16 protein-coding genes are annotated in these 15,471 nt (G+C 65.3%); 7 read left to right on the forward strand and 9 right to left on the reverse strand.

The window, feature by feature from the left end; genetic code table 11:
* Nucleotides 1-161: 161 nt before the first annotated feature.
* Nucleotides 162-941 carry a protein phosphatase CheZ gene (locus tag ACSHT2_RS24825; protein WP_440637143.1) on the reverse strand — a complete coding sequence of 260 codons (780 nt, stop codon included), beginning with the start codon at nt 939-941 and terminating at the stop codon, nt 162-164.
* 314 nt (nt 942-1,255) lie between these two features.
* Between ACSHT2_RS24825 and ACSHT2_RS24830 the strand changes: the two genes are divergently transcribed.
* A complete protein-coding gene (locus ACSHT2_RS24830; protein ID WP_319338840.1) occupies nt 1,256-2,056 on the forward strand; it encodes a L,D-transpeptidase in 801 nt (266 codons plus the stop codon).
* A 117-nt stretch (nt 2,057-2,173) separates the two neighbouring features.
* Here ACSHT2_RS24830 and ACSHT2_RS24835 read toward each other — a convergent pair whose 3' ends face one another.
* The 6 genes from ACSHT2_RS24835 to ACSHT2_RS24860 form a co-directional block, all read right to left on the reverse strand.
* Nucleotides 2,174-3,025 (reverse strand): DUF2076 domain-containing protein, encoded by an 852-nt coding sequence (locus ACSHT2_RS24835; RefSeq protein ID WP_440637144.1) that lies wholly within the window; start codon nt 3,023-3,025, stop codon nt 2,174-2,176.
* A 127-nt stretch (nt 3,026-3,152) separates the two neighbouring features.
* On the reverse strand, nt 3,153-3,998 hold the full coding sequence (locus tag ACSHT2_RS24840) for a ChbG/HpnK family deacetylase (RefSeq protein WP_440637145.1): 846 nt from the start codon (nt 3,996-3,998) through the stop codon (nt 3,153-3,155).
* A complete protein-coding gene (locus ACSHT2_RS24845) occupies nt 3,995-5,041 on the reverse strand; it encodes a glycosyltransferase family 2 protein (RefSeq protein WP_440637146.1) in 1,047 nt (348 codons plus the stop codon). The genes ACSHT2_RS24840 and ACSHT2_RS24845 overlap by 4 nt, the downstream gene beginning before the upstream one ends.
* Nucleotides 5,042-5,126: 85 nt before the next feature.
* Nucleotides 5,127-6,104: an ATP phosphoribosyltransferase gene (gene hisG, locus ACSHT2_RS24850; RefSeq protein WP_319338849.1), complete on the reverse strand. Its 978-nt coding sequence runs from the start codon at nt 6,102-6,104 to the stop codon at nt 5,127-5,129.
* Between the two features lie 3 nt (nt 6,105-6,107).
* Entirely contained in the window at nt 6,108-7,259 is a 1,152-nt protein-coding gene (locus ACSHT2_RS24855) for an ATP phosphoribosyltransferase regulatory subunit (RefSeq protein ID WP_440637147.1), read from the reverse strand.
* 243 nt (nt 7,260-7,502) lie between these two features.
* A complete protein-coding gene (locus ACSHT2_RS24860; RefSeq protein ID WP_440637148.1) occupies nt 7,503-7,979 on the reverse strand; it encodes a hypothetical protein in 477 nt (158 codons plus the stop codon).
* Nucleotides 7,980-8,053: 74 nt separating this feature from the next.
* Here ACSHT2_RS24860 and ACSHT2_RS24865 point away from each other — a divergent pair, with 74 nt between their 5' ends.
* Both ACSHT2_RS24865 and ACSHT2_RS24870 read left to right on the forward strand, forming a co-directional pair.
* Nucleotides 8,054-8,560 carry a hypothetical protein gene (locus tag ACSHT2_RS24865; protein ID WP_319338854.1) on the forward strand — a complete coding sequence of 169 codons (507 nt, stop codon included), beginning with the start codon at nt 8,054-8,056 and terminating at the stop codon, nt 8,558-8,560.
* A gap of 172 nt (nt 8,561-8,732) precedes the next feature.
* On the forward strand, nt 8,733-9,578 hold the full coding sequence (locus ACSHT2_RS24870) for a helix-turn-helix domain-containing protein (RefSeq protein ID WP_440637149.1): 846 nt from the start codon (nt 8,733-8,735) through the stop codon (nt 9,576-9,578).
* Between the two features lie 75 nt (nt 9,579-9,653).
* On the opposite strand, the gene ACSHT2_RS24875 is transcribed toward ACSHT2_RS24870, so the two are convergent.
* The gene (locus ACSHT2_RS24875) at nt 9,654-10,409 is read right to left on the reverse strand and encodes a 16S rRNA (uracil(1498)-N(3))-methyltransferase (protein ID WP_440637150.1); all 756 of its coding nucleotides are present in this window, start codon (nt 10,407-10,409) and stop codon (nt 9,654-9,656) included.
* A gap of 210 nt (nt 10,410-10,619) precedes the next feature.
* Between ACSHT2_RS24875 and ACSHT2_RS24880 the strand changes: the two genes are divergently transcribed.
* Both ACSHT2_RS24880 and ubiA read left to right on the forward strand, forming a co-directional pair.
* Nucleotides 10,620-11,282 carry a hypothetical protein gene (locus ACSHT2_RS24880; protein WP_440637152.1) on the forward strand — a complete coding sequence of 221 codons (663 nt, stop codon included), beginning with the start codon at nt 10,620-10,622 and terminating at the stop codon, nt 11,280-11,282.
* A complete protein-coding gene (gene ubiA / locus ACSHT2_RS24885; protein ID WP_440637153.1) occupies nt 11,279-12,211 on the forward strand; it encodes a 4-hydroxybenzoate octaprenyltransferase in 933 nt (310 codons plus the stop codon). The genes ACSHT2_RS24880 and ubiA overlap by 4 nt, the downstream gene beginning before the upstream one ends.
* A gap of 31 nt (nt 12,212-12,242) precedes the next feature.
* Here ubiA and ACSHT2_RS24890 read toward each other — a convergent pair whose 3' ends face one another.
* Nucleotides 12,243-12,761 (reverse strand): DUF6101 family protein, encoded by a 519-nt coding sequence (locus tag ACSHT2_RS24890; protein ID WP_440637154.1) that lies wholly within the window; start codon nt 12,759-12,761, stop codon nt 12,243-12,245.
* A 262-nt stretch (nt 12,762-13,023) separates the two neighbouring features.
* Between ACSHT2_RS24890 and ACSHT2_RS24895 the strand changes: the two genes are divergently transcribed.
* Nucleotides 13,024-14,427, forward strand: coding sequence for a TldD/PmbA family protein (locus ACSHT2_RS24895; protein WP_440637155.1), 1,404 nt, complete (start codon nt 13,024-13,026; stop codon nt 14,425-14,427).
* A gap of 183 nt (nt 14,428-14,610) precedes the next feature.
* Nucleotides 14,611-15,417, forward strand: coding sequence for a 3'(2'),5'-bisphosphate nucleotidase CysQ (locus ACSHT2_RS24900; protein ID WP_440637156.1), 807 nt, complete (start codon nt 14,611-14,613; stop codon nt 15,415-15,417).
* Nucleotides 15,418-15,471 lie beyond the last annotated feature (54 nt).

Here is a 15,471-nt window from a genome sequence, read left to right on the forward strand (position 1 = left end):
ATTGTCGTTTCGGGACGGTCCGCAGGACCGAACCCGGGACCTCGAACTTCTCAGGTACGCAACCGCGCACCACAGTTCGATGCTGACGCATCGCCCCGGAATGGCCAAACGAAAAACGCCGGCTCCCGCCGGCGTTTTGTTTTTCCGCAATTCGTGGCCGCTCAGTCGAACAGCGCGTCGATATCGTCCTGCGAGGCATGGCCGACGTCGCCGGCGAGCTTCGGGCCATTGAGGAGCTTTTCGTCCTCGCTGCGGTTGTCGACATGCGCGGGCACATGGGCCTTGATGGCGTCGACGCCGCCCCAGATCTCCATCATCGCATTGATATGCTGCTCGATGAACTTCATCGTGGTCATGACCTTGCTGATGCGCTGGCCGGTCAGGTCCTGGAAGTTGCAGGCTTCGAAGATCGAGATGACGCGTTCCTGGATGTCGTCGGCCAGTCGCTTCTGCTGATCGGCCGAGTCCACCTTGGACATTGCGCTGGCGGCCTGGTCGATCGATTCAGCGGCCTCGAGGATCTGCTGGGTCGCCTGCTCGGTGCCGCCGACCACCGCGCCGAGCTCGCCATTGACCTTGGCCATTTCGCCGCCGTCGAAGCTCTTGCCGTGCAGCGTCGCGATCTCGCGCTTGGTGCGGTCGATGGCGTCGTGGATGAGGTCGAGCTCGACCTTCAGCTTCTCGCACTGCTCGATCTGTGCCCGGTAGGTCTCCAGCATGGTGCGCGCTTCGGCAAGCTCGTGGGCCGTCGAGGCATCGATCGCCGCCATGGCTGCGCTGCCGGACAGCGGTGCAGTACCCTTCGCCATCTGTGCGCGGATCGCGCGCAGCTCGGCCATGATCTCGCTATGCATCGGGGGGGCCTCTTCAGTTACGTCTAGAATGGGCATCTCGCCACCGACGATATCCTCGACACGAAAACGTTTGCGGTGAACAGCCATCAGGATACTCCCCCACCTCATTCACGCGTCTTTGTAGGCAGAAGCGATTTAACACGAAGTTCACAGCGGGAACTGCGGGGCGGCTGCGCGCGACGCTGCGCGAAGAAGCGATTAACCATGGACGCGCGGCATTCATGGAAAATAAACGTTGATCGCCAAATTGCGCCGTCACTTGCGACGTGGTGAATCCAAACGCCTGATCCGTTTACCAAACGCAACGGCTTTTGCTCTTTATTGACCACGTCGCGGGCGCCGATCAGCCAGGCAGCTTCCACGGCGCATGTGATCTAGACGAAACAGTACAGAGTACGTCGATGTTCAAGAAAATGTCTGTCGCGCTGCTCGGCAGCGCTTGCACCTTCATGGCCGGCGCCAACGACGCCAGCGCCTTCGACAACAGCGTGCCGAACGATCCGCCCGCGGTGCTCTACGCGCCGCAGGTGCCGCCGGCGCCGGTGCGCGTCGCTTCCAATTCGAACATGGGTGGCGGCTTCATCGAGTTCCTGTTCGGCGACGGTCCCGGCCGCGGTCCGGCCTACGCGCCGCAGCAGCCGGTGTATCAGCAGCAGCCGGCCTATTACGATCAGCGCCGCCTGCCGCCGATGGGCGAGCCGCAGATGCAAGGTGCAGCTCTCCAGCAAGAGGCGGTCGACCCGCGGCAGCGTCCGTTCGATCCGAGATTCGAGAAACAACTCGTTGACTATAACGGCAACGAAAGTCCCGGCACGATCGTGGTCGATACGCCGAACAAGTTCCTCTATCTCGTCGAGGGCAACGGCAGGGCGATGCGCTACGGCATCGGCGTCGGCCGTCCCGGCTTCACCTGGTCCGGGGTGAAGTCGATCACCGCCAAGCGCGAATGGCCGGACTGGACGCCGCCGAAGGAAATGCTCGCGCGCCGTCCCGATCTGCCCCGGCACATGGAAGGCGGCCCGGAAAATCCTCTTGGCGCCCGCGCGATGTATCTCGGCTCGACGCTCTACCGGATTCACGGCTCCAACGAGCCCTGGACCATCGGCACCAATGTCTCCTCCGGTTGCATCCGTATGCGCAACGAGGACGTCATCGACCTCTACGGCCGCGTCAATGTCGGTACCAAGGTTGTGGTGATGTGATCGTCGTTACCCTCTCCCCTTGTTGCAGGGAGAAGGAAGGGCCTCCGAGCAAGACACATCTCATGAAAACGGCCGCCTCATCGGCGGCCGTTCGCTTGCATGCCTTGTAGATCGGCGTCACGCGTAGTCGCTGCCGCCGTCGTCGTCGCCGCCGAAATCGCTGTCGTCGGCCATGTCCATGTTGTCGTCGCGATTGTCGTCGTAGTTCTGGTCGTTGTTGTCGTTATTGTTGTTGTTCCGGTCGTCGTTCGACGCCTGGTCGGAGAAGCCCTGGCGGGAATCCCGGTTCGAGCTGATGTCGTTGACGCCGGCGTCGCGCGCGAGCGATCCGCCCGACTGGTCGCCGCCGCCCCAGGGGCTGCGGTCGCCCGCGGCATTGGTGTCGCCGAAGGCCTGCTGATGCGATCCACCCATCATGCCGCGGATGCTGGAGAGCAGCAGCGAGCCGCCGACGACGCCGGCCGCGGCCGCCGCCGCCGTGCCGAGGAACGAGCCGCCGCCACCGCCCACGGGCGGGGCACCATAACCTTGTCCCGGCCCTTGTCCCGGCCCTTGCACCGGTCCCTGGCCGTAAGCCTGTCCATAGGGCGGCTGGCCGTAGCCCGGCTGCGTCTGCTGCATCGCCTGGCCGGTGTTCCAGACCGGTCGCTGCTCACGCGGCGGCACGTTCGGAACCGAGCCGCGCGCGGGGCTCCCGCCGAACAGCGTGTCGCGCATGGTGTCGAGGAAGCCGCCGGACTGGGCGGGCTCGGGCGCTTGGCCGGCCTCCAGCTCCTGGATGCGGTTATGAGCGCGCTTCAGCGCTTCGTCCTGCAACAGCGTGGTCTGCACCAGCGCATAGACGGCGCCGGGCGCCTTGCGCAGGCCGTCGGAGATCGCGGCAATCGCATCGGGATCGCGCGGTGCATTCTCCAGCTTAGAAAGCCGGTCAAAAAGGTCGTCGACGAGCTGGCGTTCCTGCGGCGTCATGATCTGTCTCCTTCGCGCAAAACCAAGCGCGCAGGAGATGTAGGGTTCCATTGTGGCCCCAACAGTGCCGGCCGGATTAAATTTCCGTATGCGACAAGCTGCCTCCTGGGCCAGCTCTTCGCCGGCTTCATCCCAGTGTCACGTTGCTGTCCGCCAGCAGGCGCGCGAAGGCTTCGCCCGAGAGATAGGCGTGCTCGCGCTCGCGGACGTCGGTCATCGGGTCGAGGCCGGCGAGGACGTCATCGACGAAGCCGGGATGGCACATCACGAGACCGCCGTCGGGAAGGCCTTCCAGAAATTGCCGCATCAGCGCGCCGAAATCGGCCTCGCGCGTAAAATCATAGGCGCCGGCGAAGCCGGGGTTGAAGCTGAGGCCGGCGCTGCCGGCGCGGCGGCGGAATTGCGCGCTGAGACTGTCGAGCAGCAGGGCTTTTGGCGAGGCCAGCCGTTGCCTGAGCGGCAGATCGCGGCCGCCCTGACGCACCCAGGCGTTTGGCGAAGTCTCAGCGACCGCATCGACAAAGCCGTCGCGTACCTGCGGGTAGAGCTGCACATGCTGGTGGCCGTCGACGAAGTCGGGGGCGCGTCCGAACGCTTCCATGAAGGCTGCCAGCTGCGCCTTGACCTCGTTGCGGAAGAATTCCCGGTCGAGCCGCCGCAGAACGCCCGCGCGCAGCAGCTTCGGAAACGGCATGAACATGTCGCCGTCGAGCGGTCGGAAATGCATGGTGAGCGGCCGGAACGGCGCCGACAGCGTCACGTGCAATCCGATCGTGCAGCGCGGGTTCGTCTTTACTGCGGACTGAAGCGCCTCGATCTCGCTGCGTTCGATCGCTGCACCCACCATCATCACCGAGGTGGCGTTGAGGCGGCCGCGTTCGATCAGGTCGCGGATGGCGCGGTTGACGCCCGGGCTGATACCGTAATCGTCGGCGCAGAGCCAGATTCGCCGCGGGCTCGCGGCCGCGCTCATTCGGCGGCCGTCCTGTTCGGGGCGTCGTCGGCCCTGCCGGCCTCGGAGTGCTTTTCGCTGTGTTCGGCGACGAAGTAGATCGGGCGCGCCTTCAGCTCGGAAAGGATCTTGCCGATATATTCGCCGACGATGCCGATCATGATGAGCTGCACGCCGCCGATCGTCATCAGGCCGATCACGAGCGAGGGATAGCCGGGCACCTGCTTGCCGGTCGTGAACACCTCCCAGAGGATCGACAGGCCGAACAGGAAGGCACCTCCGGCGAGAATGACGCCGAGCAGGCTGGCGAAGCGCAGCGGAGCCACCGAAAACGAGGTCAGGCCCTCGATCGAGAGGCCGAGCAGGCTTGCGGCGTTGAAGGTGGTGACGCCATGGACGCGCGCCGCAGGCTCGTAGTCGACGCGGATCTGGCGGAAGCCGATCCAGCTGGCGAGGCCCTTGAAGAAACGGTTGCGTTCCGGCAACTGCCTGAGTGCGGCGACCGCGCGCGGCGAGAGCAGGCGGAAGTCGCCGGCGTCCTCGGGAATCTTCTGGCGTGCGCCCCAATTGATCAGCGCGTAGAAGCCGTGCACCGCGACCCGGCGCAAGAAGGGCTCGTTGTCGCGATGGGCCTTGGCGGTGTAGACGACGTCATAGCCGTCATCGATCCAGTGCCGCACCAGCTGTTCGATGAGCGCCGGCGGATGCTGGCCGTCCCCGTCCATGAACATGACGGCGCCGAGCCGGGCATGGTCGAGGCCCGCCATCAGCGCGGCCTCCTTGCCGAAATTGCGCGACAGCGACACCACCTGGACGTCGATCGCGTCGGCCGGCAGCGACCGGGCAATCGACAGCGTCGCATCCTTGCTGCCGTCATCGACGTACACGACCTCGCAAGTCAGCCGATAGCGCTGCCGCAGCGTCTTTGCGAGATCGCAGATGCGCTGATGCAGGGCAGCGAGGCCCGCCGCCTCGTTGTAGACGGGGACGACTATCGACAGCCCCTTCGCGGCGGCGCTCGCTGCGGTGGTCGTCATACCGGAAACGTCAGAGCCCAGCGTCATCGATCAAGGTTCCAGAGGCGTTTAGATATCTCAACAGCATATGGTAGCTGCCGCTTGCTGTCGCCATGCTGAACGAACCCGGGGTTCACTGCCCCAGGAACGCCTCGAGCTTGGCGAACAGCGGGTTCTCCCGATCGAACACGTAGTCCAGCGAGACCACCGAGACGGTCTCGGCGCCATGCTCGCGGAGGAAGCTCGCCAGCGCATAGAGCTGCCCCGGCGGGCAGTGCAGCGTCAGCATGCCTGACGAAGTCGGACCGCCGAACGGAGCCTCGACTCCGTATTGGCTATGGGCCTCGCCGAGCAGGGCGGCGTCGCATTGCCGGAAGCGGGTGCGGACTTCGCGGTACTTGTTGGCCCGCGCCCGCGCTGCGATGTGATCGAGGATGACACGCGCCGTCTCTCGCGCCTGCGGCGACCAGTCGGCCCCTTTGGATGCCACCAGATTGGCCTGGCTGCGCAGGATCATACCGTCGTCGAGCACCCGCAAGCCGTTGGCGGCGAGCGTTGCACCTGTGGTGGTGATGTCGACGATCAGCTCGGCGCTGCCAGCCGCCGGCGCGCCTTCGGTTGCGCCTGCGCTTTCGACGATGCGGTAATCGGTGATGCCGTGAGTCTGGAAGAAGCCGCGGGTGAGGTTGACGAACTTGGTCGCGACCCGCATCCGCATGTGATGCTGCTCACGGAAGCCGGTGGTGACATCGTCGAGGTCTGCCATGGTGCGGACGTCGATCCAGGCCTGCGGCACCGCCACGACGACGTCGGCATAGCCGAAGCCGAGCCCTTCGATCAGCGACACGCGCTTGTCGGCATCCGCGATGCTCTCGCGCACCAGGTCCTCGCCGGTGACGCCGAGATGCGCAAAGCCGCGGGCGAGTTGCGAGGCGATCTCGCTCGCCGAGAGATAGGCGACCTCGACATTGTCGAGACCTGCGATCGTGCCGCGGTAGTCGCGGGCGCCGCCGGCCTTCGACAGCTTGAGCCCGGCGCGGGCGAAGAAGGCCTCGGTATTTTCCTGAAGGCGGCCCTTGGAGGGAACGGCCAGAACGAATGGCGCGCTCATGACTTAAGCTCCCACCTTGCGGCCGATCGTCGTCAGCGCATCCACCCAGACCGAGAAGCCGACCGCGGGGATCGGCGCGATCGAGCCGAGCTGGGTCATCAGCCCATCATAGCGGCCGCCGGCGACCAGCGGCCCGGCGCCGTTGCCCCTGTGATGAACCTCGAATTCGAAGCCGGTGTAATAGTCGAGGCCGCGCCCGAACGCCGTCGAGAAGCGGGTCTGCTTCACGTCGATGCCGCGCGCAGCCATGAAGCCGACGCGGCTCTCGAACTGATCGATCGCCGGGGCGAGATCGAGCTTCGCGTCGGTCGTGAGTGCGCGCAGCTCGGCGATGGCGTCGTCGGGATTGCCCGATATCGACAGGAAGCGCTTGAGCACGGCGATCGCCTCGCGCGGCAGCGCACCGCCCTTCAGCGTCGATTGCTCGAGGAAGCGATCGGCGATCTCGGCCGTGGTGCGCCCGCCGACATTGGTGGTGCCGGCGATCGACATCAGATCGGTGACGAAGGCGAGTGCCGCCTTACGATCGGAGCCGGCGAGAGCGGCCAGCACGCCCTCATATTCGCTGCGCGTCGCGGTGCTGGCGGCTGCCAGTCGCTCCAGATCCTGCTCCAGGCTGATCTTGCGGTTGAAATCCTTGACCAGGCGGCGGCGCCAGACCGGATAGAGGTTGAGTGCGTCCAGCAGGGCGTTGAACAGCGCGACGTCGCCGGTGCGGATCTCGACATCGCGGACGCCGAAGGCGGCGGTCGCCTCCAGTGCCAGTGCCAGCATCTCGGCATCGGCTGCGGCGCGGTCCTGGCGGCCGAACGATTCGATGCCGGCTTGCAGGAATTCGCTGGTCTGGCCGCTACGGTAGCGGAACACCGGGCCGAGATAGCTGAACCCGGCCGGCTGGCCGGCGCGGGGCGAGGCGAGATAGTCGCGCGCGACGGGAATCGTCAGATCCGGGCGCAGGCAGAGCTCCTCGCCCGAGAGGTCTGTGGTGAGGTACAGGCTCTTGCGGATGTCCTCGCCGGAGAGGTCCAGGAACGGCTCGGCCGGTTGCAGGATAGCGGGCTCGGCCCTGACGTAACCCGCCTGCGCGAACGACAAGAGCAGCGTATCCGCCCAGGCGGCGGAGCCGGCAGCATTTGAGGTGGCAGTCGCGGTCATCTCAGGGTCCATCATCCCGGTGGATCCGGGCAGGGCAAGGAAGGAATGGGAGTTGGCGCAGCCCTTAGCACGGCCCGAAAGCGCTTTCGACCTCCAAAGGATCAATCGCTTAACGAGTTTGGTGCGACCCCGGCCTCGTCGGCAGCGTGTGAAACGTGGCGTCGCATGGATCCTGGTTCAGGTAATTTAATACCTACATCCGTTGTCCCCGCTTCGTCGCGGAGGACGCCGGGACGAGAGAGTTCAATTTGATTCGGTTGGGCCGGAGATCGGGGCTGGTTCCACGCATGGCGCCTCGGTCGCGGCAAAGGTCGACCCTGCCGTCGCTGTCCCCGCTTCTTTCGCGAGTTGCTCCGCCAGGTCGAGTACCCTTCCCCTTCTGCCGGGGTCCGCGAGGCGGAGAAACACCCTGATCAGTCGCAGCAGCTCGAACGGTCCCGCCCCGGGCATAAGGTCGTCTTTCATCGCCAGGTCTTTTATCGCTAGGTCTTCCATCGCGATCACGTCTTCCATCGCGATCGTCACCTCGATGGCGCCGGCATCATCGAAACTGTTGGATGCATGGTCGCGCAATGAAGTCTTGGCGGCCACGGGTCCGGCAGGCACGCCGGACGTCCAGCCTTCACGGCTCTTCGTGAACTCGTCGACAAACGATGTCCAGCTGCAGCCGAAGGCCAGCGTCACAATGAGAAATTGAGGACGGCTGGCAAGTCGTCGCATACTCATTCTGGGTATGGCGGACGATCCGTTCGCTGCTGCATTCGGCTACAAATGCGAATCATAGTTTCAGATTCATGCGCAATGCCTCAGATATTATCCGGACGGTCTCGCGACACACGCTGGCCTACATGCTGTTTTCGATCAGCGAGCTCTTCCGGCACTACGACGAATTCGATCCGCTGGACCTTCTGATCGTTCATGCGGTCCTGAATGCGAACGTCATTCACGTGATGAACAATCCGGCGCTGGACCAGCAATTCTCGAGCATTCATGCGGTCGAGCCGGATTTGATCAAGCAAGGAGTTTCCCGGGCGGCACTCTCCCGCTTCCTCAGCCTGCCGCTGGAGACGGTTCGCCGTCGCGTGACAGGACTGAAGAGGCGGAAGATTCTCGCCGAGACGAAGGCCGGACTCATCGTGACCGAGCAGAACGCATTCAGGTTTGGAAACAACCACGAACTGCAGAAGACGAACATGCTGTTGCTCACGAAGCTGCTTCGCGATCTCAGGCGTGCCGGCATCAGCGGGCCGGACGATCTGCGCGCCTCCAAGGGCGCCACGTCCGCAAAGAAGGCAAGGTAAGCGGCACGATATGGATCAAGGCCATCTCGATATTGCGCGCGACGGAGCGCGAGAGCTGGCGACGGACCGCTTGATGTCCTTCCAGGAGCTCAAGCCATCGTCAGCCCTCGAGCTCAGGGCGTATGACATCGACCATTTCGGCGAGACCGAGAGATACGCCGGCGCATCCAGCATGCCGTTGTCGGTCGGGGCGACGGCGATCATGCGGGCCCGGCTCAGCCTGCCGACCTTGACCCTCTCTCTGGTGAAGACCTTCCCGAGGATCGTTCGCGGCTATCAATTGACGAATGCCGCCGCCGTCGTGGTGCCGATGGATCACGTGACCTCGGCCCGCATCAACGGGCAGTCAATGGGCCGTTCCATCGTCGTTCTGAGGGGCAGCTCCGATTGCCTGGTCTATGAACCGGAGGGCCGGCTGATTGCCGTCGTGTATCTCAGTCCGCCGCAGCGCGAACCCTGGGCGCAACTGGGTGACGGCTATCGCCTGGTGAACCCGCCATCGGACGTTCTTGCCTCGCTGCGCCGCCTGATCTCCGTCACGCTGGAAATCGCGGCACATGACCCGGACTTCCTGAACGAGCCGATGTCGCTGACCGCCGTCGAGCAGTCCCTGCTCGGCACGATGGACGCCGCGCTGCGCACCAGCGTGAGCGGCGGACCTGCGTCGTCCGCCACGGATGGCTATCGGCAGATCGTCGCGGACATGGAAAGATTGATCCGGCAAGATCTGACGGTCTGGCCCAAGACGACCGAACTGGCCGCGCAAGTGGGCGTGTCCGTCCGGACCCTCCAGAGCGCGACACAGGCCATTTGCGGCATGAGCCCGCATCGCTTCAGCCGGGTCCTGCGGCTCTGGTCGGTGCGCAAGCAGCTGCGCATCGGTCCCGGGCGGCGCAGTGTGAAGGCCTGCGCAATTGCGCACGGCTTCTGGCATCTGAGCGAGTTCGCGGCGAGTTACAGGGCGGCCTTCGGAGAGCTGCCGTCCGAGACCCTGCACCGCGCGATGCGATCAGGATGAATCGTCATCGCGCTTCAGGTTATCGTTTGAGCATGATCGTTTCGGAAAACCGCGGCACACTTTTCCGGATCCATGCTAGCGGCTTCCACCGCCCCAGTCGCCCAGCACCGCCTGCACCAGCGCCAATGCCGCCACCGCGGCCGTGTCGGCCCGCATGATCCGCGGGCCGAGTGCCAGCCGCAGGATCTTGGGCTGCCGCAGCAGCAGCGCCCGTTCCTCCTCGGCAAAGCCGCCTTCGGGGCCGATCAACACGTCAATACCTTGGCCGGCCTCGCGGGCGCGTTGCAGGCTCTGAACGGGGTCCTGGACCTCCGCCGCCTCATCGCAGAAGATCAGTAGCCGGCCCGCGGCGCGCTGGCTCAAAAAGCGCTCCAGCGGCACCGGCTCGGCCACGGCGGCGATGCTGAGGATGCCGCATTGCTCGGCCGCCTCGACCACATTGGCGCGCATCCGCTCGGTATTGACCCGGGAGGCCTGGGTAAACCTTGTCAGGACCGGTTGCAGGGCGGCGGCGCCCATCTCGATCGCCTTCTGCACCATGTAGTCCAGCCGGGCGTGCTTGAGCGGGGCGAAGACGTAAGTGAGGTCGGGTAGTCGGTCCTGGGGCCGGGTCTGCTGAAGGATCACGAGGCCATCCGGCCGCTTGCGGCCTTCGATGGCCGCCTGCCACTCGCCGTCGCGGCCATTGAACGCCAGAACCTCGGCCCCGGCGGCAAGCCGCAGCACGTTGCCGAGGTAATTGCTCTGGTCGCGGTCGAGCGGCACCCTGGCGTCCTGGACGAGGGCGGCATCGACGAACAGGCGGGGAGCGCGAAAATCGTGGGAGGGCATCGTTCAAAGGTCCGATTCGCCGCTGTTTTTAACCGAAACCAGTAGTTTTGGGGGTAAATATCGCCGAATTGGTGCGTCCCAGCGCCGCGCTCTTGCCCTATTCCACGGGTTGTTAAGGGCCGGCGGGAATCGTAGAAAAGCGAACACGCTGGTTGCGCTTCAATTGAGAAGACCCCGACCCCGTAAGCTCCTGCCAGAGAGACTGCCTTCATGATCCGTCATCTGATGGTTCCGATCACTGCCGCCATGGTCGCCATGGGTGCCGCGGGCGTCCATGCGCAAAGCGCCTTCCCGGCGCCGCTGCCCGGCCAGGCCGCGACCAACTCCCCCTTTCCGCCCGTGAACGGCTCTGCGCCCGCCGCCTCCATCGGCACCGCGCCGCAATCGTCCTTTCCCGTGAACGGGGCCGCGCCGGTCGGCGGTGCCGGCGCCTTCAGCGCGGCTCCGCCGACGCAAGCCGGTCCCGGCGAGGACTGCATGAAGGCGTTCATGCCCCTGCGCGAAGAAGCCGAGAAGCGCGGCAAGCTGATCAAGGCGGCGAGCGACCGTCACGCGCCGCCGGACGAGGCCTGCAAGCTGATTCGCAATTTCAGCCAGGCCGAGACCAAGATGATCAAGTACATCGAGACCCACGCCGCCAAATGCGGAATCCCGCCGCAGGTGGGCGCGCAGATGAAGGACGGTCACAAGAACACAGAGGCGATGGCGGCGAAGGTCTGCAACGTCGCGCTGCAGATGCAGCAGCAACAGGCGCGTCCGGCCGGCCCGTCCCTGAGCGAGGTACTCGGTTCGGGCTCGGCGCCCGAGGTCAATGCCGGCAAGAAGGGCGGCAGCACCTTCGATACGCTCAACGGCAACGTCCTGACCCGATGAGCGAGACATCCGCCCGCGTTGCCGATTCCACCGGCAACTGGGTCGATACGCTCGCGCCGCATTGGGCGCGGCCTTACCTGCGCCTGTCCCGCTTCGACCGTCCGATCGGCTCCTGGCTTCTCCTGATGCCATGCTGGTGGTCGGCGGCGCTCGCCGCCGGCATGGCGCACGACGTCCGCGGCCTGCCTCTCACCATCGTGCTGTTCTTCATCGGCGCCTTCGTGATGCGCGGGGCCGGCTGCACGTGGAATGACATCACCGACCGCGATCTCGACGACAAGGTCGAGCGTACGCGCTCGCGGCCGTTGCCGTCAGGGCAGGTGACCACGAAGCAGGCGCTGGCCTTCATGGTCGCGCAGGCGCTGATCGGCCTCCTGGTGCTGCTGCAATTCAACCGCTTCGCGATTGCGACCGGCATCGCCTCGCTTTTGATCGTCGCGATCTATCCCTTCATGAAGCGCATCACCTGGTGGCCGCAGATCGTGCTCGGGCTTGCCTTCTCGTGGGGCGCCTTGATGGGATTTGCCGTCACGTTCGGACGCATCGACGTCACTGCGCTCGTGCTCTATGCCGGCGCGATCTCCTGGGTGATCGGCTATGACACGATCTATGCGCATCAGGATGCCGAGGACGACGCGCTGATCGGCATCAAGTCGACCGCGCGCCTGTTCGGCGCGCACACGCACCAGGCGCTGATCCTCTTCTACGGGCTCGCGGTGATGTTGATCGGCATCGCGCTGGCCTCCGGCGATGCGCGCTGGCCGGCCTGGCTCGGGCTCGTGGCCTTCGCCGTGCATCTGGCTTCGCAGATCGTGCGCCTGAAGATCGAAGATCCCGAACTGTGCCTGCGCCTGTTCAAGTCGAACCGCGATGCAGGTTTGCTGCTGTTTGCGGGATTGCTGGTGGACGCAGTGATGCGGGCCGCCTGACGCGAAGGCGTTGGGTCGGCAAAGGCGCCCTTTAGCTCCGCGCAATAATCTCACGTTCGCCGCGATGAACGGGCAATTCCCGCGCCATGCCGGTGCGCCGGCGCATCAGGAATTTCGGGCGGCGGGCGCGGATCGCGTTGGCGCGGCGACGGCGCGGCGCAGGCTTGCGAGCGCCTTCGTCGAGCTGCGGCAGCGCGAAGAGCTCGCTCCAGATCGCCCAGGCTTGCGCGATCTCGTCAGCATCGGCGCCGACCAGCAGCGGAATGGACAGCGAGGGATCGCGATGCACGAGGACGAGCGTCTGTGCTTCGTCATTGCCGCGCAAAGCGACGCCGGTGAAGTCGGCAACGCGCACGTTGATCGCCATCTGCATGCCGCGGACGGCACGGCGCAGCACGACGCGCTCGCGATGAAGCTCGATCTGCCTGACATGTCCGTCGGCGCGCGGGTCATGCGCATCGAAGCGGACCGGAAGGGAAAGGGGGTCGAGCCGCAAGGAGCGGCTCGACCCGGCGGGAGCGAGCCCGCATGTTGCTGTTTGACGCCTCACGGCTTGGTTCTCCCCGCCGGGATTATGTTCCCGGTCGATGCGAGGACCTTAGCGCGCGCCTTTCCGAAACCGCTTAAAAAGCCTGGTTAACCCACCGTCACTGCTGCTCATGATTGACAAGACCTTGGCGCGCATGATTGACGAGACGTTGCGCCGAAGTTGCGAATCTGAGCTTTTGGCGGCTGAAAATGCTTGAAGTCCGCGCTATCAGGGCACATCTGTGGGTTCCGGTCCCGAACCCCGCCCCAACAGGATTTCGTTCGTGAACTCTTCACCAAGCTCGACGCTTTCGACCCAAACATCGTCGCAGGCCAATCGCGACCTGTTCGATCAGTCCGCGCTCTCCGATCTCGCGCAGCGGCTGGTCGAGGCGGCCAGGCGCGCCGGCGCGGATGCGGCCGATGCGGTCGCGGTGCGCGGCGTCTCGCAGGGCGTTGAGGTCCGCGACGGCCGTGTCGAGGAATCCGAGCGGTCCGAGGGCGACGACGTCGGCCTGCGCGTGCTGGTCGGCCAACGCCAGGCGGTGGTCTCGACCAACGACGTCAGCGGCGATGCCGTGACCAAGCTTGCCGAGCGCGCGGTCGCGATGGCGAAGGTTGCACCTGGCGACAAATATGTCGGGCTCGCTGATCCCGCGCTGCTCGCGCGCGACTTCCCCGATCTCGACCTGCTCGATCCCGCGGTGCCGGCGACCGCCGAGCTCGAGCGCCGCGCGCTCGTGGCCGAAGCTGCGGCGCTCGGCGTGAAGGGCGTGACCAAATCCGGCGGCGCCTCGGCCTCCGCCGGCATCGGCGGCATGGTGCTCGTCACCTCGACCGGCTTCCACGGCTCTTACCTCCGCTCCAGCCAGGGCATTTCCGCCACCGCCATATCAGGCGAGGGCACCGGCATGGAGCGCGATTACGACTTCACCTCGGCGCCGCACGGCGCCGATCTCTTGTCGCCGGAAACCGTCGGCCGTTCCGCCGGCGAGCGCACCGTGGCGCGCTACAATCCGCGCAAGGTCGAGACCTGCAAGGTGCCGATCGTGTTCGATCCGCGCGTTGCCGGCTCGCTGGTCGGTCACCTCGTCGGCGCCATCAATGGCGCCTCGATCGCACGCAAGACCAGCTTCTTGAAGGACAAGCTCGGCCAGCAGCTCTTCGCGAAGAACATTCGCATCATCGACGATCCGCTGCGCCGGCGCGGCCTGCGCTCGCAGACCTTCGACGCTGAAGGGGTCGCGGTGAAGAGGACCGCGCTGGTCGACGAGGGCGTGCTGACGACCTGGCTGCTCGACTGCGCGACCGCGCGCGAGCTCGGCCTCACCACGACCGGCCATGCCCATCGCGGCGTTTCCTCCTCTCCCTCGCCCGGGCCGTACAATCTGCATCTCGAGGCCGGCGCGCCGACGCCGGCCGAGCTGATCTCCGATATCAAGCAGGGGTTCTATGTCACCGATTTGATCGGCTCCGGCGTCAACGGCGTCACCGGCGATTATAGCCGCGGCGCCTCCGGTTTCTGGATCGAGAACGGCGAGATCACCTATCCCGTCAGCGAAGTCACGATCGCAGGCCATCTGTTCGAGATTTTCAAGTCGATGCAGCCCGCGAACAATCTCGAATTTCGCTACGGCATCAATGCGCCGACGGTGCGCATCGAGGGTTTGACGCTTGGCGGACGCTGATCGAGCAGAAGCGAGTTGGCTCTCCTCTCCCGTAGGGAGAGGTCGGATCGCATCGCAAGATGCGATCCGGGTGAGGGGTTACTCTCTCTCGTGGGACCTGCGCCCCCTCACCCGATTTGCTGCGCAAATCGACCTCTCCCCGATGGGGAGAGGTGGTCCTCGCATGCAGCTCGATTGACTCGGATGACTCCTGTTCTCGACGACACCACCCTGGCCCGCGACGCGGCGCTGCTGAAGGACACGGTGCGGGAGGCGGGTGCGCTCGCCCAGTCGATGTTTCGCACCGAGCTGAGGAAGTGGACCAAGGGCGCATCCTCGCCGGTGTCGGAGGCCGACATCGCGGTCAACGATCTCCTCGAAGCGCGCCTGCGCGCTGCGACACCCGACTATGGCTGGCTGTCCGAGGAGAGCGCAGACGATGCCGTACGGCTGTCGCGGCGGCTGACATGGATCGTCGATCCCATCGACGGCACGCGCAATTATTTGGGCGGTCATGACGAATGGTGCGTCAGTGTGGCGCTGGTGGAAGACGCCTCGCCCGTTCTTGCCGCGGTATTTGCACCAACGAGCGACGAGTTCTTTTTCGCAGTGCGCGGCCAGGGCACGACGCTCAACGACAAGCCGGTGCGGGCGACGTCCGGATCCGAGCTCGACTTCGCCCGCGTCGCCGGCCCGAAGCCGCTGGTCGAGCGCCTGAAGCCGTCACTCGGCGAAATCAAGCTGCATCGGCGAATCGGCTCGCTGGCGCTGCGGCTGTGCCGGGTCGCCCATGGCGCGCTGGATGCGGCTTTTGCGGGGGGCAACAGCCATGACTGGGACCTTGCGGCGGCCGATTTGATCGTGCAGGAAGCGGATGGTAGGATGAGCAACCTCTCCGGAGAACCCATCCTCTATAACCGCCGGGAAGTGGCGCACGGGGTGCTGGTGGCAGCGGGACGCGATCGTCATGCGGGCATTGTCGCGCATTTTCGCAACCGTCCCTTGCCGTGAAGCGCTTCGTCGTGCTTGTCGGACACTGCTTTGCCGGGCAGCCCGTTAGGAATA

Origin of the sequence: Bradyrhizobium sp. PUT101 (assembly GCF_052043945.1) — a bacterium.
Lineage (GTDB): Bacteria > Pseudomonadota > Alphaproteobacteria > Rhizobiales > Xanthobacteraceae > Bradyrhizobium.

Coding starts and splice junctions, on each gene's coding strand:
- ACSHT2_RS24875 (WP_440637150.1), bottom strand. CDS start 10,409: ATGCCCTCCCACGATTTTCGCGCTCCCCGCCTGTTCGTCGATGCCGCC.
- ACSHT2_RS24825 (WP_440637143.1), bottom strand. CDS start 941: ATGGCTGTTCACCGCAAACGTTTTCGTGTCGAGGATATCGTCGGTGGC.
- ACSHT2_RS24855 (WP_440637147.1), bottom strand. CDS start 7,259: ATGACCGCGACTGCCACCTCAAATGCTGCCGGCTCCGCCGCCTGGGCG.
- ACSHT2_RS24880 (WP_440637152.1), top strand. CDS start 10,620: ATGATCCGTCATCTGATGGTTCCGATCACTGCCGCCATGGTCGCCATG.
- ACSHT2_RS24835 (WP_440637144.1), bottom strand. CDS start 3,025: ATGACGCCGCAGGAACGCCAGCTCGTCGACGACCTTTTTGACCGGCTT.
- ACSHT2_RS24870 (WP_440637149.1), top strand. CDS start 8,733: ATGCCGTTGTCGGTCGGGGCGACGGCGATCATGCGGGCCCGGCTCAGC.
- ubiA (WP_440637153.1), top strand. CDS start 11,279: ATGAGCGAGACATCCGCCCGCGTTGCCGATTCCACCGGCAACTGGGTC.
- ACSHT2_RS24900 (WP_440637156.1), top strand. CDS start 14,611: ATGACTCCTGTTCTCGACGACACCACCCTGGCCCGCGACGCGGCGCTG.
- ACSHT2_RS24865 (WP_319338854.1), top strand. CDS start 8,054: ATGCGCAATGCCTCAGATATTATCCGGACGGTCTCGCGACACACGCTG.
- ACSHT2_RS24860 (WP_440637148.1), bottom strand. CDS start 7,979: ATGCGACGACTTGCCAGCCGTCCTCAATTTCTCATTGTGACGCTGGCC.
- ACSHT2_RS24840 (WP_440637145.1), bottom strand. CDS start 3,998: ATGAGCGCGGCCGCGAGCCCGCGGCGAATCTGGCTCTGCGCCGACGAT.
- ACSHT2_RS24830 (WP_319338840.1), top strand. CDS start 1,256: ATGTTCAAGAAAATGTCTGTCGCGCTGCTCGGCAGCGCTTGCACCTTC.
- ACSHT2_RS24845 (WP_440637146.1), bottom strand. CDS start 5,041: ATGACGCTGGGCTCTGACGTTTCCGGTATGACGACCACCGCAGCGAGC.
- hisG (WP_319338849.1), bottom strand. CDS start 6,104: ATGAGCGCGCCATTCGTTCTGGCCGTTCCCTCCAAGGGCCGCCTTCAG.